Source organism: Curtobacterium sp. MCLR17_043 (assembly GCF_003224215.1).
Lineage (GTDB): Bacteria > Actinomycetota > Actinomycetes > Actinomycetales > Microbacteriaceae > Curtobacterium > Curtobacterium flaccumfaciens.
Genome location: NZ_QKLH01000006.1, coordinates 181,302 through 204,386 on the forward strand (window position 1 = coordinate 181,302; position 23,085 = coordinate 204,386).

General features: G+C 71.3%; 22 protein-coding genes. 5 read left to right on the plus strand and 17 right to left on the minus strand.

All coding sequences use genetic code 11. The annotated features are described in order from the left end of the window. Positions 1–490: 490 nt before the first annotated feature. Positions 491–2,923 carry a glycoside hydrolase family 3 C-terminal domain-containing protein gene (locus tag DEJ03_RS08095; RefSeq protein ID WP_181422650.1) on the minus strand — a complete coding sequence of 811 codons (2,433 nt, stop codon included), beginning with the start codon at positions 2,921–2,923 and terminating at the stop codon, positions 491–493. Positions 2,924–3,147: 224 nt separating this feature from the next. Here DEJ03_RS08095 and DEJ03_RS08100 point away from each other — a divergent pair, with 224 nt between their 5' ends. Beyond that, entirely contained in the window at positions 3,148–3,738 is a 591-nt protein-coding gene (locus tag DEJ03_RS08100) for a TetR/AcrR family transcriptional regulator (RefSeq protein WP_110864205.1), read from the plus strand. A gap of 48 nt (positions 3,739–3,786) precedes the next feature. Here DEJ03_RS08100 and DEJ03_RS08105 read toward each other — a convergent pair whose 3' ends face one another. After that, positions 3,787–4,104: a hypothetical protein gene (locus DEJ03_RS08105; RefSeq protein WP_146237681.1), complete on the minus strand. Its 318-nt coding sequence runs from the start codon at positions 4,102–4,104 to the stop codon at positions 3,787–3,789. Positions 4,105–4,400: 296 nt separating this feature from the next. Here DEJ03_RS08105 and DEJ03_RS08110 point away from each other — a divergent pair, with 296 nt between their 5' ends. Beyond that, positions 4,401–5,264 carry an NAD(P)-dependent oxidoreductase gene (locus DEJ03_RS08110; RefSeq protein WP_071245140.1) on the plus strand — a complete coding sequence of 288 codons (864 nt, stop codon included), beginning with the start codon at positions 4,401–4,403 and terminating at the stop codon, positions 5,262–5,264. A 3-nt stretch (positions 5,265–5,267) separates the two neighbouring features. Here DEJ03_RS08110 and DEJ03_RS08115 read toward each other — a convergent pair whose 3' ends face one another. Both DEJ03_RS08115 and DEJ03_RS08120 read right to left on the minus strand, forming a co-directional pair. Continuing rightward, positions 5,268–6,854, minus strand: a complete 1,587-nt coding sequence (locus DEJ03_RS08115) for a methyltransferase (RefSeq protein ID WP_258370670.1) — start codon at positions 6,852–6,854, stop codon at positions 5,268–5,270. After that, positions 6,851–7,216 carry a helix-turn-helix transcriptional regulator gene (locus tag DEJ03_RS08120; protein ID WP_110864207.1) on the minus strand — a complete coding sequence of 122 codons (366 nt, stop codon included), beginning with the start codon at positions 7,214–7,216 and terminating at the stop codon, positions 6,851–6,853. The genes DEJ03_RS08115 and DEJ03_RS08120 overlap by 4 nt, the downstream gene beginning before the upstream one ends. Positions 7,217–7,319: 103 nt before the next feature. Between DEJ03_RS08120 and DEJ03_RS08125 the strand changes: the two genes are divergently transcribed. Next, on the plus strand, positions 7,320–8,573 hold the full coding sequence (locus tag DEJ03_RS08125) for an MFS transporter (RefSeq protein ID WP_110864208.1): 1,254 nt from the start codon (positions 7,320–7,322) through the stop codon (positions 8,571–8,573). 141 nt (positions 8,574–8,714) lie between these two features. Here DEJ03_RS08125 and DEJ03_RS08130 read toward each other — a convergent pair whose 3' ends face one another. Together DEJ03_RS08130 and DEJ03_RS08135 are read right to left on the minus strand one after the other, a co-directional pair. Continuing rightward, positions 8,715–9,164 (minus strand): TIGR02611 family protein, encoded by a 450-nt coding sequence (locus tag DEJ03_RS08130; protein WP_071405873.1) that lies wholly within the window; start codon positions 9,162–9,164, stop codon positions 8,715–8,717. Positions 9,165–9,294: 130 nt separating this feature from the next. After that, positions 9,295–9,627: a TraR/DksA C4-type zinc finger protein gene (locus DEJ03_RS08135; protein ID WP_071405871.1), complete on the minus strand. Its 333-nt coding sequence runs from the start codon at positions 9,625–9,627 to the stop codon at positions 9,295–9,297. Between the two features lie 50 nt (positions 9,628–9,677). On the opposite strand from DEJ03_RS08135, the gene DEJ03_RS08140 reads away from it, so the two are divergent. Beyond that, complete coding sequence (locus tag DEJ03_RS08140) at positions 9,678–10,715, plus strand: LLM class flavin-dependent oxidoreductase (RefSeq protein ID WP_110864209.1); 1,038 nt, start codon at positions 9,678–9,680, stop codon at positions 10,713–10,715. A 10-nt stretch (positions 10,716–10,725) separates the two neighbouring features. Here the strand turns inward: DEJ03_RS08140 and DEJ03_RS08145 are convergent, their stop codons facing one another. Further along, positions 10,726–11,184 carry an ASCH domain-containing protein gene (locus DEJ03_RS08145; protein ID WP_220034125.1) on the minus strand — a complete coding sequence of 153 codons (459 nt, stop codon included), beginning with the start codon at positions 11,182–11,184 and terminating at the stop codon, positions 10,726–10,728. 124 nt (positions 11,185–11,308) lie between these two features. Here DEJ03_RS08145 and DEJ03_RS08150 point away from each other — a divergent pair, with 124 nt between their 5' ends. Then, the gene (locus tag DEJ03_RS08150) at positions 11,309–11,755 is read left to right on the plus strand and encodes a DUF2510 domain-containing protein (RefSeq protein ID WP_181422647.1); all 447 of its coding nucleotides are present in this window, start codon (positions 11,309–11,311) and stop codon (positions 11,753–11,755) included. A 161-nt stretch (positions 11,756–11,916) separates the two neighbouring features. Here DEJ03_RS08150 and DEJ03_RS08155 read toward each other — a convergent pair whose 3' ends face one another. The 10 genes from DEJ03_RS08155 to DEJ03_RS17905 form a co-directional block, all read right to left on the minus strand. Next, on the minus strand, positions 11,917–12,897 hold the full coding sequence (locus DEJ03_RS08155; RefSeq protein WP_110864212.1) for a site-specific tyrosine recombinase XerD: 981 nt from the start codon (positions 12,895–12,897) through the stop codon (positions 11,917–11,919). Between the two features lie 37 nt (positions 12,898–12,934). Beyond that, on the minus strand, positions 12,935–13,534 hold the full coding sequence (locus DEJ03_RS08160) for a DUF1349 domain-containing protein (RefSeq protein WP_110864213.1): 600 nt from the start codon (positions 13,532–13,534) through the stop codon (positions 12,935–12,937). Further along, positions 13,531–14,106 (minus strand): NUDIX hydrolase, encoded by a 576-nt coding sequence (locus DEJ03_RS08165; protein ID WP_071245128.1) that lies wholly within the window; start codon positions 14,104–14,106, stop codon positions 13,531–13,533. The genes DEJ03_RS08160 and DEJ03_RS08165 overlap by 4 nt, the downstream gene beginning before the upstream one ends. Before the next feature lie 178 nt (positions 14,107–14,284). After that, the gene (locus tag DEJ03_RS08170; RefSeq protein ID WP_110864214.1) at positions 14,285–16,000 is read right to left on the minus strand and encodes a CTP synthase; all 1,716 of its coding nucleotides are present in this window, start codon (positions 15,998–16,000) and stop codon (positions 14,285–14,287) included. A 126-nt stretch (positions 16,001–16,126) separates the two neighbouring features. Further along, positions 16,127–17,821 (minus strand): DNA repair protein RecN, encoded by a 1,695-nt coding sequence (gene recN / locus DEJ03_RS08175; RefSeq protein WP_110864215.1) that lies wholly within the window; start codon positions 17,819–17,821, stop codon positions 16,127–16,129. Positions 17,822–17,911: 90 nt separating this feature from the next. After that, positions 17,912–18,835 (minus strand): NAD kinase, encoded by a 924-nt coding sequence (locus DEJ03_RS08180; RefSeq protein WP_071245131.1) that lies wholly within the window; start codon positions 18,833–18,835, stop codon positions 17,912–17,914. Continuing rightward, entirely contained in the window at positions 18,832–19,665 is an 834-nt protein-coding gene (locus tag DEJ03_RS08185; protein ID WP_110864216.1) for a TlyA family RNA methyltransferase, read from the minus strand. The genes DEJ03_RS08180 and DEJ03_RS08185 overlap by 4 nt, the downstream gene beginning before the upstream one ends. Beyond that, positions 19,658–19,825 (minus strand): hypothetical protein, encoded by a 168-nt coding sequence (locus DEJ03_RS17900; protein ID WP_181422652.1) that lies wholly within the window; start codon positions 19,823–19,825, stop codon positions 19,658–19,660. Before DEJ03_RS17900 ends, DEJ03_RS08185 begins: the two co-directional genes overlap by 8 nt. 10 nt (positions 19,826–19,835) lie before the next feature. Continuing rightward, on the minus strand, positions 19,836–20,825 hold the full coding sequence (locus tag DEJ03_RS08190; protein ID WP_110864217.1) for an HAD-IIA family hydrolase: 990 nt from the start codon (positions 20,823–20,825) through the stop codon (positions 19,836–19,838). Positions 20,826–20,838: 13 nt separating this feature from the next. After that, positions 20,839–21,690, minus strand: coding sequence for a hypothetical protein (locus DEJ03_RS17905; RefSeq protein ID WP_110864218.1), 852 nt, complete (start codon positions 21,688–21,690; stop codon positions 20,839–20,841). Positions 21,691–23,085 lie beyond the last annotated feature (1,395 nt).

Below are 23,085 nucleotides of genomic sequence, written 5' to 3' on the forward strand. Positions count from 1 at the left end.
CCGCCGGCGCCGCTGGCCTGACCGCCTGCGGTCCCGCCGCCGCACCGCCACCGAGAGTCAAGGGCATCCGGCGGGGCTCTGATCGAGTTGGTGAGGCCCGAGAGCCCGGCCGGATGACCATCTCGTCCCTGATCCGCACGAGATGGTGCACCCATCGTTCCACCTACCGAGCGGTTTGTCACACCGTTCCGCGCACCTGGGACGTATGAAGTTGACCAAGTGTCACTCGTTTTTCCGAACCGGGACGAAGTGCGGCAACCGGTTCACCGGTGCGCATCCAGGCCGGAACGACGAATGCGTCCCCGCGCGGACGCGGGGACGCATTCTGGGACGCACCGGGGAGGCCAGGGCAACAACGGCCGGATCAGGAGACCGAGTCGCTCACCCAGCGACCCCGTAGTCGGTGCGTGCGCGGACGGTAACCAGCCGACTCGCGCAGAACGATGTTACTGAATGGAGTTGGGAGCTGCGCGGAAACCGGACGACTTCGTCACTCCAGTTCGAGGGACGCGGTTCCGGCGTCGTCGGTGACCGACGCGCCGACGTGCAGCGTGAAGGCCCCCGACTCGTACTGCCACGAGCCGTCCCAGTGGGCGAAGGCTCGCGCCGGGACCTCGATCGAGACCTCCGTCGAGGCGCCCGCGGCGAGCCGGACCGGGGCGAACCCGACCAGCCAGCGCACCGGGCGGTCGACCGCCGACTCCGCACGGGACGCGTAGACCTGCACGACGTGCTTGCCGGCCCGGTCGCCCGTGTTCACGACGGTCGCCGTGACGATGACGGCGTCGCCCTCGCGCACGGTCGGGGTCGCGGAGACGCCCTCGATCGACCAGGTGGTGTAGCCGAGGCCGTGCCCGAACGGGTACGCCGGTTCGGTGCCGGCCCGCAGCCAGGCCCGGTAGCCGACGTGGACACCCTCGTCGTACGCGACCTTCCCGTCGACCGGGGTGACGTCGAGCACGGGGACGTCGGCCATCGCGACGGGCCACGTGGTGGGCAGGCGGCCGCCGGGCTCCTGCGCCCCCGTCAGCACGTCGGCCAGGGCGTTGCCGTACTCCTGCCCACCGAACCAGGTCAGCAGCACCGCGGCGACGTCGTTCCGCCAGGGCATCTCGACCGGCGACCCGGCGTTCACGACGACGACCGTGTTCGGGTTCGCCGCGGCGACCGCGCGCACCAGGTCGTCCTGGTGGCCGGGCAGTGCCAGCGAGGAGCGGTCGTAGCCCTCGGACTCGACCTTGGAGTTCGTGCCGACCACGACGACGGCGACGTCCGCACCACGGGCGGCGTCCACCGCGGCCTCGATGAGCACGGCGGGGTCGTCGTCCGACGGCTCGGTGCCGAACTGGTACGCCAGCACCCCGCCGAGCGTCTCGTCCTGCACGATGTCGTACTCGATGCGGATCGCGACCTGCTGTCCCGCCGTCACCTCGACCGGCACCGACCGCGCCGGCGGGTTGAGGAACGCGGCACCGAGCTGGTCGCCCTCGAACGGCACGTCCTCGTCGAGCAGCAGCTCGCCGTCGATCCACATGCGTGACCGTCCGGCCGCGCCGATGCCGAACCGCACGGTGCCGGTCGACTCGGCCGTGTAGGTGGTGGTGATGTCGAGCCGGTCGGCTTCACGCGTCGGGGCGTCGCCGCCGAACCAGAACAGTGCCGTCGCGCGGCGGTCCTCGACGAACAGCTCCTCGCCGTCCTTGACGAAGGCGACCCGGGCGCCGGGTTCCCCGGTGCCGGGGTTCGTGATAGTGGACAGCGGGAACTCCGCGATGCCCTCCTGCACGACGGCGCCGATCGCGTAGTCCACGCTCGCGCCGGGGAAGGCCGAGCGGATGCCGTCCAGCGGTGACACGACCTGCGACGGCACGACCGTGGCCGAGCCGCCGCCCTGCGTGCGGGCCTGGTCGGCGTTGTGCCCGATCACCGCGATGCGCGACACGGCGGGGGCGTCGAGCGGCAGGACACCGGTGTTGCGGACCAGGACCGTGCCCTCGGCCTCGGCCTCGCGCACGAACGCGATGCCGTCCTCGACGTGCACGGGCGACGCGGCGACGGGCTCGAAGCCCTCGAGAGCGCCGACGCGGGCAGCCAGGGTCAGGATCCGGCGGACCTTGCGGTCGATCGCCGCCATCGGCACCTCGCCGGACTGCACGGCGGCGAGCAGCGGGCCCTCGCTCCACCACGGGTTCGGCCCGGGCATCGCGACGTCCTGCGAAGCCTTCGCCGAGTCCACCGAACGCACCCCGGTCCAGTCGGACACGACGATGCCGTCGAAGCCCCACTCCGAGTTGAGCGGGGTCTCGAGCAGGTCGTTCTCCGACGCCGTCACACCGTTGATCGCGTTGTACGACGACATGATCGCCCAGGCGTGCGCCTCGGTCACGGCCTTCTCGAACGCCAGCAGGTACAGCTCGCGCAGCGCGCGGTCCGACACCTCGGTCGACGCGGTGAAGCGGTCGGTCTCGTAGTCGTTCGCGATGTAGTGCTTCGGGGTGGCGGCGACACCGTTCTCCTGCACGCCGTCGACGTACGACGCGGCCAGGTCACCGGTGAGCACCGGGTCCTCGCTGAACGCCTCGAAGTGCCGGCCACCGAGCGGGGACCGGTGCAGGTTGATGGTCGGGCCGAGCACGACGTCGACGCCCTTGCGGCGGGCCTCCACCGCGGCGGCGGCGCCGTAGCGCTTCGCGATCGCGCGGTCCCACGATGCACTCAGCGCGGTCGCCGACGGCAGGTTCAGGGACGGGTCACGCTCGTCCCACACCTCGCCGCGCACGCCCGATGGGCCGTCCGACATCAGGATCCGGCGCAGCCCGATCTTCTCGATGGGCCAGGTGGTCCAGAAGTCACGTCCGGTGAGCAGCTGCACCTTCTCGTCGGTGGTCAACTGGCCGAGGAGCGCATCGATGCGCACGGTCATCGGCGTCGACGGACTGGAGGCGGTGCTCGCGTCGTTCACGGTGGTCACGGTGGTCGGTCCTCTCGTTCAGGGCCGCGGGGCGCCGCCTGGACAGCCGGGGCCTCGTCGCCCACACCCACCATCCACCGGGTTCGCCGCCCGCGCTGGCAGCTCCTGCACCGTACCACCGAAAACCAACCGTTGCTTGGTTTTCTCAGGTCTCCTGCGGGCGGTACAGTCTGGCCATGGCACGACGGGGTTCGTACGCAAAGGGCATCGCGAAGCGCGAGGAGATCCTCACGGTCGCGCTGGACCTCGTGGCGTCGCAGGGCTTCCGGCGGACGAGCATCAAGGACATCGCCGACGCCGTGGAGCTGACCCAGGCCGGCCTGCTGCACTACTTCGACTCCAAGGACGAGCTCTGGGTCGAGATCCTCCGCCGCCGCGACGAGCTCGACCTCGCGCACGACTGGCAGGCCGCGGACCCGGCAGCCCTGCTCGCGGCGATCGTGCGGCACAACGCCGAGGTCCCGGGCCTGGTGCAGATGTTCGTCAACCTGTCCGCCGCCGCTGCCACCGACGCCGAGCACCCGGCGCACGAGTACTTCCGCGAGCGCTACGAACGCAGCCGCCGCGTGCTGTCCGCCGACTTCCGGACCATGCAGCAGGACGGCCGGCTGCGCACCGACATCGACCCCGACGAGCTCACCAGCGTCCTGCTCGCGGTGTCCGACGGCATGCAGATCCAGTGGCTCTTCGACCCCACTCGCGACATGGCCGAGCACGTCGAGCTCGTCGCCCGCCTCGCGATCGCCCAGGTCGCCCCCACCGCCTGACGGGAGGCGCACCGCACGTCCGCACCGAGCCTCCCGCCGGCGAAGTGGTCAGGGCAAGCGCACGGCAGCGAGTTCGTCCGCCGCGGTGCTCCACGCGCGGACCTGCGTCTTCGAGAGGGGTTCCTCCGGAGACATCGACCAATCTGAGATGTTCCGGCCCCGCATCTCCCGCGCGAGGTGGTCACGCACCGCTCGCTTCGAATCCGTCGACAAGGCCGCTCCGTAGTGCTCCGCACCAGGAACGTCGGCCAGTTCGGTCAGGTACGCCTGGCAGAACCAATCCGCTGCTTCGGCCCGCAGGTACGGGCTCTCGAGCGTGGCGTACCAGCGGCGGAAGAACTCGTCGTACGGGCCAGAGTCCTGCATGAACCCACCAGAAGCAAAGAGGAGTTCACGGACCCGCTGAGGGGTGAGCCCGCGGGCGGCTCGGACGGCATCACCGTTCCGTCCACCGTCGACGAGGTGCGCTATCTCGCTCATTTCATTGCTCATGAGGTCTGCGATCGTTCCATGGTCGAACACTGGCGTATGGGTGTCGATATGTAAAACGGGCCCAGCCGCCAGCTCCGGGGTACGGACAGGGCCTGGTCGCGTCAGGTGCGGCGGGGCAGGATGGTCGATGCCCGCCAGGGTGTGTTCCGACGACGATGTGGAGTGACGCGATGACGCGTGTAGTGGTGACCGGTGGCAGCGGCAAGCTCGGACGAGCGGTGGTGCGTGACCTCGATGCGCACGGGTACGACGTGGTCCTGCTCGACCGTGTCCCCTCCCCCGACAAGCCCGAGCGTGTCCCGTTCGTGCGGATCGACCTGACCGACCACGGCCAGGTCCTGAACGCCCTGCTCGGCATCGACGACCGGTACGACCACGTGGACGCCGTCGTGCACCTCGCGGCGGTGCCGGCCCCGGGGCAGGTCCCCGACGTGGCCCTCATCACGAACAACGTGACCTCGTCGATCAACGTCTTCCACGCCGCACGTGCCGCGAAGATCAAGAACGTCGTGTGGGCGTCGAGCGAGACCCTGCTCGGCATCCCGATGGGCGAGCACCACCCGCCCTACCTGCCGGTCGACGAGGAGTTCGCGGTCCGCCCGCAGTCGTCGTACTCCCTCGGCAAGGCGGTCGAGGAGGAGATGGCCCGCCACTTCACCCGCTGGGACCCGGAACTGAAGATGATCGGCCTGCGCTTCTCGAACGTGATGGACGAGACCGACTACCCGGCGTTCCCGTGGGACGCCACCCCCGAGGCGAAGACGTTCAACCTGTGGTCGTACATCGACTCCCGCGACGGGGCCCAGGCCGTCCGCCGGGCACTCGAGGCCGACCTCACCGGGTTCGAGGCGTTCGTCATCGCGAGCCCCGACACGGTGATGGACACCCCGACGATCGAGCTCGTCGAGCGCTTCGTGCCGGACATCGAGCGCCGTGCGGACATCGACGGCGTCAGCTCGCTGCTGTCGTCGGAGAAGGCCCGCGAACTCCTCGGCTACACGCCCGAGCACAGCTGGCGCGACCACCGCGCCTGATCGTCAGGCAGCGGGGACGAGCAGCCCGTCGAGCACCAGGTCGCGCGCCGCCGGCAGCAGGTCGGCGGCGAGCGCCTGCTCGTCCACGCCGGTGATCTGCGCGAGCGCGCCGATGATCGCCGCGACGGACAGGTCGCCGTCGCAGGCGCCCACGAACGCCGCGAGTGCGGTGTCCGCGTCCACCCGGCGCCCGAGCCCGCCGCCCTGCACCAGGGTCATCACGGTGGGGTCGTCGTTGCCCGGCCAGTAGTACCGCTCCTCGGTGACGTCACCGGCCACCGACAGGTGGGCGGCGGCGAGCGCTGCATCGTCGTGCGCGGCGAGCCAGGCGGCCGCGTCGAGGACACGGGCGACCGTCGCGCCGAGGCCCGCGGGGTTGGAGCCGAGCGTCTCGGGGACCCGCTCGAACCGGCGGAGGCCGGACGTGCCTCCAGGCAGGGGTCGACGCACCACGACGTAGCCGAAGCCGACGCCGGTGACGCGACGGTCCGCGAAGTCGTCGAGCCAGGCGCCCATCAGGGTGTCGAACTCGGCCGTGCCGGGCTTCGTCCCGCCGTCGCGGATCCAGGTCTCCGCGTAGGACGTCGGGTCCTGCCGCTCGCGCTCGATCACCCACACGTCGAGGTCGGTTTCGGCGAACCAGGCGCGCACGCGGTCCAGGCCGTCGACACCCCAGTGGTACTCCCAGTTGCCGAGGAGCTGAGCGGTGCCGCCGGGCTCCAGGTGGTCGGACAGGCCGCGGAGCACCGTCTCGACCAGGGCGTCGCCGACCATGCCGCCGTCGCGGTACTCGTACGACGGGACCCCCTCGCGACGGGGTGTGATGACGAAGGGCGGGTTCGACACGATCCGGTCGAAGCGCTCCCCCGCGACCGGCTCGAACAGTGAGCCGAACCGGAAGTCGATGCCGTCGATGCCGTTGAGTCGGGCGTTGAACCGGGCGATGTCGAGGGCACGGCGCGAGATGTCGGTGGCGACCACGTGGTCGGCGAAGCGCCGCGCGTGCATGGCCTGGATGCCACACCCGGTGCCGAGGTCGAGCACCCGCTCGACCGGCACGGGCACCTGCAGGCCGCTCAGCGTCGTGGTGGCGCCGCCGATGCCGAGCACGTGTTCCTCGCTGATCGCGTGCCCGAGGGCGAGCTCGCCGAGGTCGGAGACGATCCACCAGCTGCCGGCGCCGAGGTCGTCGACGAAGGCGTAGGGACGCAGGTCGACGGTGGGGTGCACGAGCGCGTCGGCACTGTCGCCTTCACTGCGCAGCAGGCCCGCGACGATGACGGCGTCGAGCCCGGCGGTCGGGAACGCCGCGGCGGCCTCGGCCCGCACCACCGGCAGGCCGAGCACGAACAGCGTCGCCAGGCTGCCGAGCGGCGTGGTCTCGCGGGCGGCGAGCGCGCGGAGCGCGGCGACCCGCGAACCGCGGTGCAGCGATGCGGCGGCCTCGGCGCCCCACAGCGAGTCGAGCCGGTCGACGGTGAAGCCGGCCGCCGTCAGGTCCGCGGCGAGCGCCGTGGTGACGGCGGGGTCCGCGACGATCGACGGAAGCGTGTGCACCCTGACCACGCCGGCGGACGCGCCGGCGCTCACGATGCGATCCCCTCGCGCAGCAGGGCCGCGGGGACCTGCCAGTCGAGCACCAGGTCGAGGAGCCCGGGGAACCGCTGCTGCATGTCCTCGACGCGGACGCGACTGACGCGGGTCAGGCCCTCCAGGTGCTGCTCGAGCAGACCGGCCTCGCGCAGGACCCGGAAGTGGTGGGTCAGCGTGGACTTCGGCCGGTCGATGCCGACCCAGCCGCAGCTGCGCTCGCCCCCGGCCGCGTCGACCAGGTAGCGGTGCAGGATCGCGAGCCGGATCGGGTCGCTCAGGGCGTCCATCACGACCGGGAGGTCCATCTCGGCCACGGACGGCTGCGGCAGCCGTTCAGGAGCATCGACGTGCGCGGGCATGGACGGGACGCTACCACCGTTCGGCTTGCTGTACGACTTGCGTCGTACTGTTCGAGTGCGGTACGAATGCAGTCGTACTGCACGGAGATGGAAAGGGGTGCGCATGCACCAGTCAGCTCGTTCGGTCGCCGGGTTCTGGATCCTGGCGGCGATGCTCCTGGTCTCGGTCGCGTCGTCGGCCGTGCCGTCGCCGATCTACCCGGTCTACGCAGCCGAGTGGCACCTCACCCCGCTCATGCTCACCGGGGTCTTCGCCATCTACGTCGCCGGCCTGTTGGCGAGCCTGCTCGTCGCGGGTCGCCTGTCCGACCACGTCGGCCGCAAGCCTGTCCTGGTCGTCGGCGGCCTGGGTGTCGCACTGTCGCTCGGCCTGTTCGCGATGGCGGACGGGGTCGTCGCGCTCATCGTCGACCGGATCGTGCAGGGTGTCTCGGTCGGGCTGCTCATCGGGGCCCTCGGCGCAGCCCTCATCGACAACTCCCTCGAACGCCACCCGACCATGGCCGGCGTGCTGAACGGCGTCATCCCGCCGATCGCACTCGCCACCGGCGCGATGTCGAGCGGCGCGCTGGTGCAGTGGGGCCCGGCACCGGAGCAGCTCGTCTACCTGCTGTTCGGCGCACTCCTCGTGTTCCTCGTGCTCGCACTGTTCGTCGTCCCCGAGCAGGTGCAGCGTCGTCCCGGCGCACTCCGCTCCCTGCGCCCGACGATCAGCGTGCCGCGGTCCTCACGTCGGCTGTTCCGCGGCGTCGCCGGCTCGCTCGTCGCCAGCTGGGCCCTCGGCGGCATGTTCCTGTCGCTCGTCCCCTCGGCGCTCGGCACGGTGTTCGGCATCACCAACCACTTCGCCGCCGGTGCGCTCATCGCCGTGGTCACCGGCGTCGGCGCCCTGACCGGCCTGGCCATCCAGCGGATGGACACCCGTCGCGCGGTCCTGCTCGGGCTCGTCGCGCTCGTGCTCGGCCCGATCGTCACCGTGTCGTTCGTGTTCGCACACTCCCTGCCGGGCATGGTCGTCGGCAGCGCGATCGCCGGTGTCGGCTTCGGTGCCGGGTTCCAGGCGCCGCTGCGGATGCTGCTCGCCACCGCCGCCCCGACCCACCGTGCCGGACTGCTCTCCACGATCTACGTCGTCAGCTACCTGGCGTTCGGGGTGCCCTCGGTCATCGGCGGGCTGCTCGAGCCCTCGGTCGGACTCGTCCCGGTCATCGCCGGGTACGGCGGTTTCATCGTGCTCGCCGCAGTCGTCGCCCTCGTGCTGCAGCTGTCGTCGAAGGACGCCGCCGAGGTCGAGGAGCGCGCGGCCGAGGTCATCGAGCGCACCGCCACCGGCTCGATCCGGGTCGCGGCCGAGTAGGCACGGTGCGGAGATGCCCATTCGGTGCGAGGTTGATCGCTCGGTGCGGGCCTGCAGCGCCGCACGGAGCCATCAACCTCGCACACGGTGACCAGCGCCGAACGGTGCCGACAGCACCAGCGCCCGTCCGCAGCGGCCCGACTAGTGGCCCGGTCGCGCCGAGTTCGTCCCGCGAGCGCGCGCACGCACCCCGACGGTCCGCGCTGCCCCGGTGTGCGCAGCATCGACATCGGCCTTGCCCCGGTCTGCAGCATCGCGCAGACGCTTCGGCCCGTGCCGCTTGGCCCAGTCCCAGAAGCGGTGCAGCTGCGCCTTGAGCCACGTGATGATCTTGTGGAAGAAGTGGAACTCGCTCGCCAGCACCGTGAGGCCGATGAACACCACGAGCCACCCCGGGCCCGGCAGCGGCACCAGGATCAGCCCGATGATGACGACCAGCCCGCCCACCAGACCGACCAGCACCTTGTAGAGCAGGTGCACGTGCGGCCGCGCGTGGATCCAGGTGCGCAGGCGGTGGAACCACTGGAAGCGCTGGCGCGGCGCGCCGTCGGCCCGGGCTTCGCCGGGTCGGTCGTTCGGGTCGCCGTCCATGCCGAAAACGTAGGGCGCGCGGCTGGGAATCAGCGGCGCACGGGGTGGACGCGGGGTGCGCATGCCGGGAGGCGCGTGGCGGGGACAGCCCGCGCCTCCAGGCCGTCAGGCGGCACCGATCGCGTGCCCCTCACGCGTGCGCGACGCACGTCGCCGCCCACGGGACGGCGGCCAGCCGGGCCTCCGGGATCGGCTCACCACCGACCGTGCAGCGCCCGTAGGTGCCGTCGTCGAGTCGTGCGAGCGCTGCGTCCACCTGGCGGACTCGCAGTTGGGCGCCGTCGCGGACCGCACCGAGCGAGCCGCGTTCCCAGGCCAGGGTCGCACCCTCCGGGTCGTGTTCGTCGTCGGAGTTCGCGTCCTGCCGGGCGTCACTGACGTCACGCATGCTCCGCTCGACGTCGAGCAGCAGCCGTTCGTTGCGGGCGCGTTCGGCCTCGAGTGCGGGGCGGGGGTCCTCCATGCCGGCCACGGTAGTCGCGGCGGAATGGCCCCGCCTCCGGATGCGTTCGCATGGACATGACGAAGATCGGGTTCCTGTCGTTCGGACACTGGCGTGACGTGCCGGGGTCGAAGGTGCGCAGCGGGCGGGAGGCCTTGGTGCAGGCGATCGACCTCGCGGTCGCAGCCGAGGAAGCCGGCGTCGACGGCGCCTACTTCCGCGTCCACCACTTCGCGCCGCAGCAGGCCGCACCGTTCCCGCTGCTCTCCGCCATTGCCGCGAGGACCAGCCGGATCGAGATCGGGACCGGCGTCATCGACATGCGCTACGAGAACCCGCTCTACATGGCGGAAGAGGCCGCAGCCACCGACCTCATCTCCGGCGGACGACTGCAGCTCGGCGTCTCGCGGGGATCACCCGAGACCGCGCTGGCCGGCTACCAGCAGTTCGGCTACGTGCCCGACGCTTCCGACGAGAACGGCGGCGACATGGCCCGTGCTCACACGAACGCGTTCCGCCGCGCGATCGCCGGCGAGCCGATGGCCAACGCCAACCCGCAGATGACCGGTTCGGTCGGGTCCCTGCCGATCTCCCCGCTCTCCGACTCGCTCGGCGACCGGATCTGGTGGGGCGCAGGCACACGTGCCACCGCCGAGTGGACCGCCGAGCAGGGCATGAACCTGATGTCCTCGACCCTGCTGACGGAGGACGCCGGCGTGCCCTTCGACCAGCTGCAGGCCGAGCAGATCGAGCGCTTCCGCCGGGTGTGGTCCGAGTCGGGCTGGGACCGCGAACCGCGCGTCTCGGTCTCGCGGAGCATCATCCCGATCATCGACGACGAGTCGCGCCACTACTTCGGCGTGCGCGCGCAGGTCGAGGGGCAGGACCAGGTCGGGCACCTCGACGGCGGGCTGGCCCGGTTCGGCCGGTCCTACATCGGTGAGCCCGAGCAGCTCGTCGCGGAGCTCGCGGCCGACCAGGCCGTCCGGGCTGCCGACACCGTGCTCGTCACCGTGCCGAACCAGCTCGGTGTGGACTTCAACGCCCGGCTGCTCGCCGCCGTGAAGGACGTGTTCACCGAGGTCGACGCGGAGCCCGTCCCCGCCTGACCGGAAGACCTCAGCTGCTCGGCCAGAGCAGCCGGAACCGCTCGCACACGACCGGCATGTCCGGCGCGAACCCCCGCGGGTTCTCCGAGTGTGTGCGCCAGAACGCCTCGTGCACCCTCCGCCAGTGGTCGAGCGTCCGGTCGCCTTCCCCCTCGGCCCAGGCGTGGTCGGCGTCGACCTGGTCGAACGGCACCACCCGGACCGCCGTCGTCTCGATGACGGCACGGGGCGCACCCGAGCCGTCGGTCACGATGCTCACCTCGTCGGCCGCTGGCAGCGGATCGCCGGTCGCCTCGTAGTCCCAGAGCGACGACGCCGTGCCGACCTTGACCCCGTCGAGCACGAGCTGCAGGAGCCCGTCCGCCTGCTCCGGGGTCGCGCCGAAGGACCACGCCTCCGGCACGGCCTCCGGAAGGCTCGGACGCTCGCTGCGTCGCGCGGTCCAGAAGTCGTCGAGCGTCGAGGGCACGCCCCGACCGTAGTGCACCGGTCCGGTCCCCCCTTGTGCTGACACCCGGCTGGGGACTGGGGCGAAGCCGACCGCGCTCCTAGGCTCGGGAGCGTCGATCCACCCCGCACCTCGAGGAGCAACCGTGACGCTGCCGGCCGCAGGCTGGTTCCCGGACCCGCAGGACGCCCGTCGTCTGCGCTGGTGGGACGGTCGCACCTGGGGCGCAGCCACGCGGGTCCCCGCGGCCGCTGCTGACCCGGTCACGCCGATCGTCGTCGCGCCGGTGGGGCCGTCGTTCTCGGTGCAGACCGCGGCGATCCGGACGGACGCGTGGGCATCGGGCACCACCGGCGGCCGTCGGCTCTGCGTGTTCACGGTGCTCGCGGTGCTGCTCGCCGTGGTCTCGGTCGTCGCGAACCCCTGGGGCCTGGCGGGGCTGCTCGCCGTGGCGTGCGGCGTCATCGGCATCGTCCGTCCCGGAGCTGTCGGTGCCTGGGCCGTCGTGGCGCGGAGCGCTTCGGCGAGCGCCCTCGTCGTCGCGGTGACGACGACGGTCATCGCCGCGTCGGCCCAGTTCCACTTGTTCTGAGCGCGCAGGCGCCTACCGCCGCGGTCCACGGCACTTCGTGAGCAGAAATGGTCGGGTGGGACGGCGCGACCCGACCATTTCTGCTCACGAAACGCGCCCGTCGCGCACCCGCACCCGCACCCGCACGGCCCAGGCACCCGCACGGCCCGCGCAGGGACCGCCTACCGCCGCGCCCGCGGGTGTGCCGTCTGGTACACGTCCCGCAGCATGTCCGCCGTGACCATCGTGTAGATCTGCGTCGTGGCGACACTCGCGTGCCCGAGCAACTCCTGCACCACGCGCACATCGGCACCGCCCTCGAGCAGGTGCGTCGCGAACGAGTGCCGGAACGTGTGGGGTGACACGTGTGCCTCCAGGTCGGCGGCAGCAGCGGCGGCCTGGATCACGAGCCAGGCACTCTGCCGCGACAACCGCGCTCCACGGGCACCGAGGAACAGTGCCGGCGTCGACGGCCCTCGTGCCGCGAACACCGGCCGTGCCCGCACCAGGTACGCGTCGATCGCTGCACGGGCGAAGCTGCCGAGCGGCACGATGCGCTGCTTGTTGCCCTTGCCCGTGACCTTCACGACCGAGAGCTCGCCGTCGGCGTCCGACAGCGTCGTCACGTCGTCGACCGACAGTCCCACCGCCTCGGAGATCCGCGCACCGGTGGCGTAGAGCAGCTCGAGCAGGGCCTTGTCCCGCAGCTGGACAGGGTCGTCGGCGTCGACGGACACCGACCCGAGCAGCCGTTCCATGTCCTCGACGGGGATCGCCTTCGGCAGCCGCATCGGGGCCTTCGGCGGGCGGACGGCGGTGCCGGGGTCGAGCGGCAGCCAGCCCTCCCCCGCGGCGAAGGCGGTGAACGACCGGACCGAGCTGAGCATCCGCGCGATCGACCGCGGTGCGAGCGGACCTTCCGGTCGGGTGGCCAGGTGCGTCACGAACCCCGAGACGTCCGCCCGCGCCAACCGTGCCACGTCCAGCAGCGCCGAGGACCCCCCGGCCCGGTCCGCACCGTCCGACTCGACGACCGGAGCGTCCGCCAACCACGACGTGAACACGGCGAGGTCCCGCCGGTACGCCGACAACGTGTGCTGCGAGAGTCCCCGCTCGATCGCGACGTGCCGCAGGTACGTCTCCGCGGCACGGTCGAGGGGCATCACCTCAGCAGGCTAACCGGCGCGGGGTCACCCGCCGTCAGTGCAACGCCTCGTCCGGCGTGCCCACGCGGAACCCGGTGAACGTCACGGTCAGCCCGGCCCGCGTCGGCCCGGCGCACAGCAGCCCCGCGGACACGACGGCGTCCGGGTCGAGGTACGCGACCCGGACGAGGCGGGGTTCCTCACCCTCGGCCCACGCCCGGATCGTCACGGCGTCGCCATCGCGGCTCGCGCGGACGGTCACCACCCGGTCCGCCCACTCCGGCACGGGCGACACCGACCAGTCCGAGAACCCCCGCGTCACCACGGCGCCGAGCTGCGGCGCTCCGTCCGAGAACTCCACACCGGCCTTGATCCAGGTCTGTTCGTCGACGCGCAGGAACACCCCGGCCTGGTCGAACTGCTGGGTGTAGTCGAGCACGAACGACGCCTCGACCGAGAACGGCCCGTCCGTCGGCTGCAGCAGCGCGTGCTCGGAGTCGTGCACGAACCCGTACGAGGTGGTCCGCCAGGCGTCACTGCCCTCGACCGCGGTGACGCGGAACACGTCGCCGTCGAACCCGGCGACCTCCGGCTCGTGCGTCCAGGTGCCGGAGGTGACCAGGTCGCGCAGACCGTCGGCCGCGGACCCGCTCACTTGCCGCGCTGTTCGATGGCCTCGACGGCGAGCGTCGCGACGACGAGGGCTGAGTTGTTGAGCCGACCGCCCAGGATCCCCTCGAGCAGCTCCGCCCGCGGGACCCAGCGCGTCACGATGTCGGCCTCTTCCGCCTCGCGCTCGAACGCAGACTCGGTCGACCGGACACCGCGCGCCCGGTAGATCTGGATGAACTCGTCGCTGCCGCCCGAGGACGTGTTGTACCGGACCAGGGGCTCCCACGTGTCGGCCTCGAGGTCGGCCTCCTCGCCCAGCTCGCGCTTCGCGGCCGTCAGGTGGTCCTCGCCCTCCATGTCGAGCAGACCGGCGGGCAGCTCCCAGTCGCGCAGCCGCACCGGGTGCCGGTACTGCTGGATGACCAGGACGCGGCCCTCGTCGTCCTCGGCGTACACGGCGACGGCGCCCGTGTGGTCGATGTACTCGCGGACCATCGAGTCGCCGTTGTACGCGACGGTGTCGCGGCGCACGTCCCAGACGGCGCCCTCGTACACGACGGTGGATTCGGTGACCTCGAAGGAGGCGGACTCGTCAGCGATCGGTGCGTCTGTCACGTCCCCATCCAAGCACGCGCCCCCCTGACGCCCCCATCGGAACCAGGTTCCGGACACAGCACCGCGTCGTTCCGCGGTTCCGTGTCCGGAACCAGGTGCCGTGGACGCGACCCCGGACGGACGGGAGGCGCGGTGCCAGCTGGCACCGCGCCTCCCGTCCGATCGTGGAGACCGGCGCTTACGCGACCTGCTCCTCGGTCTGCGGGTCGAACAGGCTGGACGCCTCGTGGCGCTCGATCGCGGCCGCGACGAGCCCCGCGAACAGCGGGTGCGCATCGGTCGGACGCGAGCGGAGCTCCGGGTGCGCCTGGGTGGCGATGTAGAACGGGTGCACGTCGCGCGGGAGCTCGACGTACTCCACCAGCGTGCCGTCGGGCGAGGTACCCGAGAAGACGAGGCCGGCGTCCGCGATCTGCTCGCGGTACTTGTTGTTCACCTCGTAGCGGTGACGGTGCCGCTCGGAGGCCTCGGGCGCACCGTACAGCTCCGCGGCCAGCGACCCTTCGGTGAACGACGCCGGGTACAGGCCCAGGCGCATCGTGCCGCCCAGGTCGCCGCCGGCGATGATGTCGACCTGCTCCGCCATCGTCGCGATGACCGGGGTGGAGGTCTCCGGGTCGAACTCGGTGCTCGACGCGTCGGTCAGACCGACCTCGTGGCGGGCGTACTCGATGACCATGCACTGCAGGCCGAGGCACAGGCCGAGCGTCGGGATGCCCTGCTCACGCGCGAACTTCAGCGCGCCGAGCTTGCCCTCGATACCGCGCACGCCGAACCCACCGGGGATGCAGATGCCGTCGACGTCACCGAGCTGCTTCGCCGCGCCCTCGGGCGTGGTGCAGTCGTCGGACACGACCCACTTCAGCGTCACCTTGGCGTCGTGCGCGAAGCCGCCGGCACGGAGCGCCTCGGTGACGGACAGGTAGGCGTCCGGCAGGTCGATGTACTTGCCGACCAGGGCGATCGTGACGGCCTTCTTCGGTTCGTGCACGGCCTTCAGCACCGGGGTCCACGCGGTCCAGTCGACCGGACCGGCGTCGAGCTTGAGCGCCTCGACGATGACCTGGTCGAGGCCCTGGTTGTTCAGCAGCGTCGGCAGGTCGTAGATCGAGGGGACGTCCACGGCGTTCACCACGGCGTCCTCGTCGACGTCGCACATCAGCGCGATCTTGCGCTTGTTCGACTCCGACACCGGGCGGTCGCTGCGCAGCACGAGCGCGTCGGGCTGGATGCCGATCGAGCGGAGCGCGGCGACGGAGTGCTGCGTCGGCTTGGTCTTCTGCTCGCCCGAGGCGTTCATGAACGGCACCAGGGAGACGTGCACGAAGAACACGTTGTTGCGGCCGAGCTCGTGCCGCACCTGACGGGCGGACTCGATGAACGGCTGCGACTCGATGTCACCGACGGTGCCACCGACCTCGGTGATGATGACGTCGGGCTGCGGGTCGTTCTGCGCCTGCTCGCGCATCCGGCGCTTGATCTCGTCGGTGATGTGCGGGATGACCTGCACCGTGTCGCCGAGGTACTCGCCGCGACGCTCCTTGGCGATCACCGTCGAGTACACCTGACCGGTCGTGACGTTCGCGGCCTGCGACAGGTTGATGTCGAGGAAGCGCTCGTAGTGCCCGATGTCGAGGTCCGTCTCCGCACCGTCGTCGGTCACGAAGACCTCGCCGTGCTGGAACGGGTTCATGGTGCCCGGGTCCACGTTGAGGTACGGGTCGAGCTTCTGCATGACGACCTTGAGGCCGCGAGCCGTGAGCAGGTTGCCGAGGCTGGCCGCCGTCAGGCCCTTGCCGAGAGACGAGACGACCCCGCCGGTCACGAAGATCTGCTTCGTCACCTTCGGGGTCGAGTTCGAAGAATTGGTACCGCCGCTGAGAGTGTCCGCCACGGGATTCCATCGTACGTCAGAACTGCCGGGAGGCGCGACCTCGGTTCGCCGTGGGCGTTGCGCGGGTGGGTGGCTGGGTCCTCGGGCCGTGGCCGGGTCGGCGGGCGGCACCCGCCTGCTTGGTCGTCAGGCTCGCTGGCCGGCCACGTCGAGCAGCTCGCGGGCGTGCTCGATGCCGCTGGCGCTGTCACCGAGTCCGGAGAGCAGCCGTGCCATCTCCTGCAGCCGGTCCTCGCCCTCGAGCCGGCGCACGCTCGACGACGTGACGGCCCCGCTGGCGTCCTTCACGACGTTGAGGTGGTTGTTCGCGAAGGCCGCGACCTGGGCCAGGTGCGTGACGACGATGACCTGCGTGCGCTCGGCGAGCTTCGCCAGCCGTCGGCCGATCTCGATCGCCGCCGCCCCGCCGACACCGGCGTCGACCTCGTCGAAGACGAACGTCGGCACCGTGGTGCTGCCGGCCATGACGACCTCGATCGCGAGCATCACGCGCGACAGCTCACCGCCGGACGCCCCCTTGCCGATCGGCCGGGGGTCGGTGCCGGAGTGCGGCTGGAGCAGGATCGTGACCTGGTCACGGCCGTGGCGGCGGTACTCGCCGGCGTCGGTGACCTCGACCACCAGCGTCGCGCCACCCATCGCGAGGGTCTTCAGCTCAGCGGTCACGCGCTTCGCCAGGTCGGTGGCCGCCTTGGTGCGCGCCGTCGTGAGCGCGGCGGCGGCGGACTCGAGCGCCTGCTCGTCCTGCTCGACCGACTGCTGCAACGCCGCGATCCGGTCGTCGTCGCCGTCGAGCTCGAGCAGCCGGTCGCTCGCGCGCTGTCCGTAGGTGATGACGTCGTCCACCGTCTCGCCGTACTTGCGGGTGAGGCCGGCCAGCAGGGCTCGGCGTTCGTTGATGAGTTCGAGGTCGTGCCCGGCCTCGGGTTCCAGGGAACCGAGGTAGCTCGAGATGCTCGCCGAGGCCTCGGCCGCCTGGATCCCGAGCTCCGTGAGCTGCTCGAGCACCGGCTGCAGGGCACTGTCCGACGACGCGACGCGCTCCACGGCACGGCGTGCGGACTCGACCAGGCCGACGACGTCGGAGACGCCGTCGAGGGACTCGCTGGACAATGCCTCGTGCGCCAGGGCAGCGGACAACCGGAGCTCCTCGAGGTTGCCCAACCGTTCGGCGCGTTCGGCCAGCTCGACGTCCTCGCCGGGCTGCGGGTCGGCGGCCTCGATCTCGTCGGAGGCCGCGCGGATCCGCTCGGCCTCGGCCACACGGTCGTCCCGGTCGCGGACCAGGACCTCGAGGTCACCGGCGTGCTGCTGCCAGGCGTCGTACGCGGCGACGTACCGGGCGAGGGCCTTCTCGAGCGAGGCTCCCCCGAACCCGTCGAGGGCAGCTCGCTGCGCCGTGGCCGAGGTCAGGCGGATCTGGTCCGACTGCCCGTGCACGGTGACGAGCTGGTCGGCGAGCTCGCCGAGCACCGCCACGGGCGCACTGCGACCGCCCACCGTGGCGCGGCTGCGCCCCTCGGCGGAGACCGTGCGGGTGAGGATGAGTTCGCCGTCCTCGACGGTGCCGCCGGCGTCCTCGACGCGTTCGGCGACGGCGTCCTGCTCGGGGACGTGCCAGCGGCCTTCGACGACGGCGCTCGACGCACCGCGGCGCACCGAGCCGGCATCGGCCCGCGCACCGAGCAGCAGCCCGAGCGCGGTGACGATCATCGTCTTGCCCGCACCGGTCTCCCCGGTGACGACGGTGAAGCCCGGCCCGAGTTCGAGCGTGGTCTCACCGATGACACCGAGGTCGCGGATCGCGATCTCCTCGATCATCGGTCGTCCTCCGTCGTTCCCTGCGCCACGGCTGACCCGGCGGAAGCGATGCTGCGCCCTTCCACGCCGATCATCGGTCGTCCTCCGTGCTCATCGGTCGTCCTCGTCGCTCTGGGGGCCGCGCCACCCGGCGACGGGCAGCTGGAACTTCGCGACCAGGCGGTCCGTGAACGGAGCGTCCTTGAGGCGGGCGACCCGCACCGGGTCGGGCGAACGCCGGACCTCGACTCGGGCGCCCGGGGGCAGGTCGTGGGTCCGTCGGCCGTCGCACCAGAGGACACCGACGCCGCTCGTGCGCCGCAGGACCTCGATCGCGAGCGTGCAGTCCGGCCCGACGACGATCGGTCGGGCGAACAGGGCGTGGGCGCTCAGCGGCACCATGAGCAGCGCGTCGACGTCCGGCCACACGATGGGGCCACCGCCGGAGAACGAGTACGCCGTGGAGCCGGTCGGGGTCGACACGACCACGCCGTCGCAGCCGAACGACGACAGCGGGCGGCCGTCGACCTCGGTGACGACCTCGAGCATCCGCTCCCGCGAGGCCTTCTCGATCGTGGCCTCGTTCAGCGCCCAGCTCGAGTAGACGATCTGGTTGCCGACGACCACGTCGACCTGCAGGGTGACGCGTTCCTCGACGTTGTACTCGCCGGACAGCGCGCGCTCGACCGTCTCGGACAGGCCGTCACGCTCGCTCTCGGCCAGGAACCCGACGTGCCCGAGGTTCACCCCGATCAGCGGAGCGCCGGTGTTCCGCACGAGTTCCGCCGCGCGGAGGATCGTGCCGTCGCCACCGAGCACGATGACGATCTCGAGCTGGTTCGGCTGGACGTCGACGCCGAGGATGTCGACCTTGCCGACCGACGCTTCGGCACGACGGATGTCGGCGTACTCGTCGAAGGGCATGACGGGCGTGAGACCGGCTGCGTGCAGGAGGTCGCAGACCTCGACCGCAGCGTCGATCGAGTCACGGCGACCCGTGTGGGACACGAGCAGGATGTGCCGTTCGTCACTCATGAAGACCCTTCCGCGAGTTCGGTCGCCCGGACTCTCCATTCTGTCGGATTGCCCCCGACACCGCGCTGGAAGCGGGCCAGGTACTCGTGGTTGCCGTGTGTCCCGACGATCGGGGACGCGGCGAGCCCACTGGTGCCGAGGCCCAGGTCCCACGCCGCCCACAGCACGTTCATGAGCGCGTCGTTCCGGAGCCCGGCGTCGTGCACGATGCCCTCGCGGACACCGCCACGACCCACTTCGAACTGGGGCTTCACCAGGAGCACGAACTCGTCCGCGGGGACGGCTTCGGCCAGCGCCGGCAGGACGAGTCGGAGCGAGATGAAGGACAGGTCCCCCACCACCAGGCTCGTCTCGGCGGCGGTGCCGTCGAGCGCCAGGTAGTCGGCGCGCGTGAGGTTCCGCGCGTTCGTCCCCTCGACCACGGCGACGCGTTCATCGAGCGCGATGGTCGGGTGCAGCTGTCCGTGCCCCACGTCGAGCGCGATGACACGGCGCGCGCCGCGTGCGAGCAGCACCTGGGTGAACCCGCCGGTGCTCGCGCCCACGTCGAGCACGACCCGGTCGGCGGGGTCGACGTCGAACGCGTCGAGTGCGCCGACGAGCTTCCGGGCCGCACGCGAGACCCACTCGTCCGCGGCGTCGACCTCGATGTCCGCGTCGGACGCGATCGGCGTCGACGGCTTCAGGACGGCACGGCCACCCACGAGCACCCGGCCGTCCTGGATCAGCTTGCTGGCGACGGTGCGCGACCGTGCGAGCCCGCGTGCAGCGAGGAGGGCGTCGAGGCGGACCGGGGTCGCGTCGTGCACGGCTCCGTCCGGCTCAGGCACTCGCGGAGCCGCCGCTCTCGAGCCGCGTGCGCAGCTCGTCGTGCAGGGCGGAGAAGGCGTCGGCGCGGTCGGCGAGCGGCAGGGCCTCGGCCTCGGCGGTGCGCGCGGCGAAGGCGTCCTGCTGCTCGGGTTCGGCGGACGGCTGCTCGGGGTTCGGCACGTCCGACACGCTACTCGCCGCCGTACAGCTGCGGGTCCACGTCGAGGCCGTAGATGGCCAACTCGGACTCCCAGATGAGCGTCGAGCCGGCCCGGAGCCGATCGATGTCCGTCCCGGCGTCGAGCACCCGGACGACGTGCCCGCGCATCGCCACCGTCGCAGTCCCGACGGTCACGTACCGGGTGCCGTCCTCGTCCTCGCGCCGCACCGTCTCCGGGTACGGCTGGGACAGCCCCCGGAGGTCTTCGAGCACGTAGGTGGGACGCGAGCGCTGGTCGGCCGCGAGCACCTGCTTCGCCTTGTCGATGCCGGTGAGCACGAGCACGCTCGGGATCCCGACGTCGTTCGCACCCTTGATGTCGGTGTCCAACCGGTCCCCGATGAACAGCGTCCGACCGCCGCCGAAGCGCTCGACCGCCGTGTCGAAGATCGGCCGCTCGGGCTTGCCGGCGACGACGGGCATCCGGCCGACCGCCTGGTGCACGGCGGACACGAGCGTGCCGTTGCCGGGCGCGATGCCCCGCTCGACCGGGATCGACCAGTCCATGTTCGTGGCCACCCACGGCACGTCCGGGTCGGCCAGGGCGAAGGAGGCCTCGGCCAGTTCCTTCCAACCGAGGTCCGGTGAGAAGCCCTGGATGACCGCGGCCGGGGAGTCCTCGGCACTCGAGGCGACGGTGAACCCGGCTTCCTCGACGATGCTGGACAGCCCGAGCCCGCCGGTGACCAGGACGGTCGCTCCGGCCGGCACCAGGGTCGCGAGTAGCTGGACGCCAGCCTGTGACGAGGTGACGACGTCGCCCTCGGACACCTCGAGCCCGTAGCGCTCGAGGTGCTCGGCGACGTCGATCGGCCGGCGCGATGCGTTGTTCGTGATGTAGCCGACCCGCGCCGTGAGCGACGCCCGGGTCAGGGCTTCGACCGCGTGCGGGATGGCGTTGCGGCCCCGGTAGACGACGCCATCGAGGTCGGTGAGGACCACGTCGACGCCGTCGGTCAAGGCCGCCGAGTGCTCAGCCGGCTGCGGAGCCGTCGACGTCGCGGGGGTTGTCGTCGTCGATCTCGCCGGGCTCGTCGGCTGCGGAGGTGTCGTCGTCGAGGTCGTCGAGGGCGGGTTCGTCATCGAGGTCGTCGTCGATGTCGTCGGCGGATTCGTCGTCGCCGTCGAGTTCGTCGGTCGCGACGTCGTCGGCTCCGAGGTCATCGGCGGCGTCGTCTCCGGCGTCTCCGTGTTCTTCGACTTCGAGCGTTTCCTCGACCACATCAACTGTCTCCCAAGCGTTGTCGTCCGCGATTTCGGCGAGGGCCGCTGCCGCGCGGTCCACACGGGCCCACCACTCGTCGGCCTCGTCCTGTCGACCGAGCTCCTCGAGCGTGGCCGCGTAAGCACTGTAGAGCGCCGGGGACCACGTGTAGGCGGTGGACGGGTCGAGCTGTGGAATCTCCAGCTCGCCGAGGGCGGCTGTGGGATTCCCGAGGTCGAGACGAGCGCCGGACATGGCGATCGCGAGCTCGACCTGCACCGGGGTCTCGAGGGCCGAGCGCTCGACCGAACGACCGAGCTCGAGTGCCCGCTCCGGACGGCCCAGGCCACGCTCGCAGTCCACCATCATCGGCAGCTGGTCGTTGCGACCGGAGATCCGACGGTAGGTGCGGAGCTCCCGGAGCGCGGTGGCGAAGTCGCCGAGGCGGTACGCGGTGATCGCGGCCGTCTCGCGGACGACACCGACACGACCGGCACGACGAGCAGCACTCAGGGCGTGCTGGTTGGCCGTCTCGGGGTCGTCGTCGACGAAGAGCGCTGCAGCCACGAGGTGACGCGCAACCCAGTCGGCGTTGTCCTTACTGAGGGTCTTCAGCTCCATCCGGGCCGCAGGGTCGAGGTCGCGCGCCTGGATCTCCTCGGGGATCTCCGGGTCGTCGTGGCGCGGACGGATCGACTTGGTGCCGTAGGGGTCGCGGTCCTCCCAGTCGTCGCGCGCGGCCTCACCGAAACGGGCGCCGGCGTGACGTCTGCCGTCACCGAAACGACGACGGTCTTCGCCGCCGTCGCGAGCCGGGCGATCCGACGAACCCCCGCGGAACGGACGGTCGGACGAACCACCACGGGCCGGACGGTCGGACGAACCACCACGGTACGGACGGCCGGACGAACCACCACGGTACGGACGGTCTCCGTCACGAGCGGCACGATCGGAGCCCCCGCGGTACGGGCGGTCGCCATCGCGACGCGGACGGTCAGAACCGCCCTGGAAGGGTCGGTCCCCGTCACGGCGCGGCCGGTCCGACGACCCGCCACGGTACGGACGATCACCATCACGAGCGGGACGGTCCGAGCCACCGCGGTACGGGCGATCGCCATCACGAGCCGGGCGGTCTGACGATCCACCGCGGTAGGGGCGGTCGCCGTCACGAGCGGGACGATCGGACGATCCACCGCGGTACGGACGATCGCCATCTCGACGCGGACGGTCTGAACCACCCTGGAACGGGCGGTCACCGTCACGACGCGGACGGTCAGAACTCCCGCCACGGAACGGACGATCACCGTCACGAGCCGGGCGGTCGGAGCCACCACGGAACGGACGATCGCCATCGCGTCGCGGACGATCGGCACCGCGCGGACCATCACCGCGCGGCGGCCGGCCGGAGTCACCGCGGTCACCCTGCCACGACGGACGGTCGTTCCGGTCGCCGGACCGGAACGGACGATCGCCATCGCGACGTGGAGCGCTGTCCCGGCGGGGTGCGCCGTCTCGGAACGGACGGTCTCCACCCTGCGGACGATCACGACGGTCGCCTTCGCGCCGCTCGAACTCACGAGGACCGGACGACCAACGACCATCGCTCTGGCCGTCCCGACGCGGAGCGCCGTCGCGACGCGGGAACCGGTCGCCGTCCCGTCGGGGTCGATCTCCGCGGTCCCCGTCGTTCCGCCGCTGATCGTCGTCGTTCGCCACCGTTGCTCCTCATCGCGTGCCCGGTGCAGTGCCTCGGGCGTTCGTCCGCTGTGTCGTTGTGTTGGGTGCCGCGTCGGTCAACCGACGTCGGCCTCCAGTCCATCACGAACCGGAGCCGGCGTCGAGTGAACGGCGGCAGAAACAGAAATGGCCACCGGCCCCGACCGAGAACGAGGGTTTCCCCTGCGAATTCTCGATGGAGGGCCGATGGCCACATCTTTCATACGTTAAGTCCGGCGGCGTCCTACTCTCCCACAAGGTCCCCCTTGCAGTACCATCGGCGCTGAGAGGCTTAGCTTC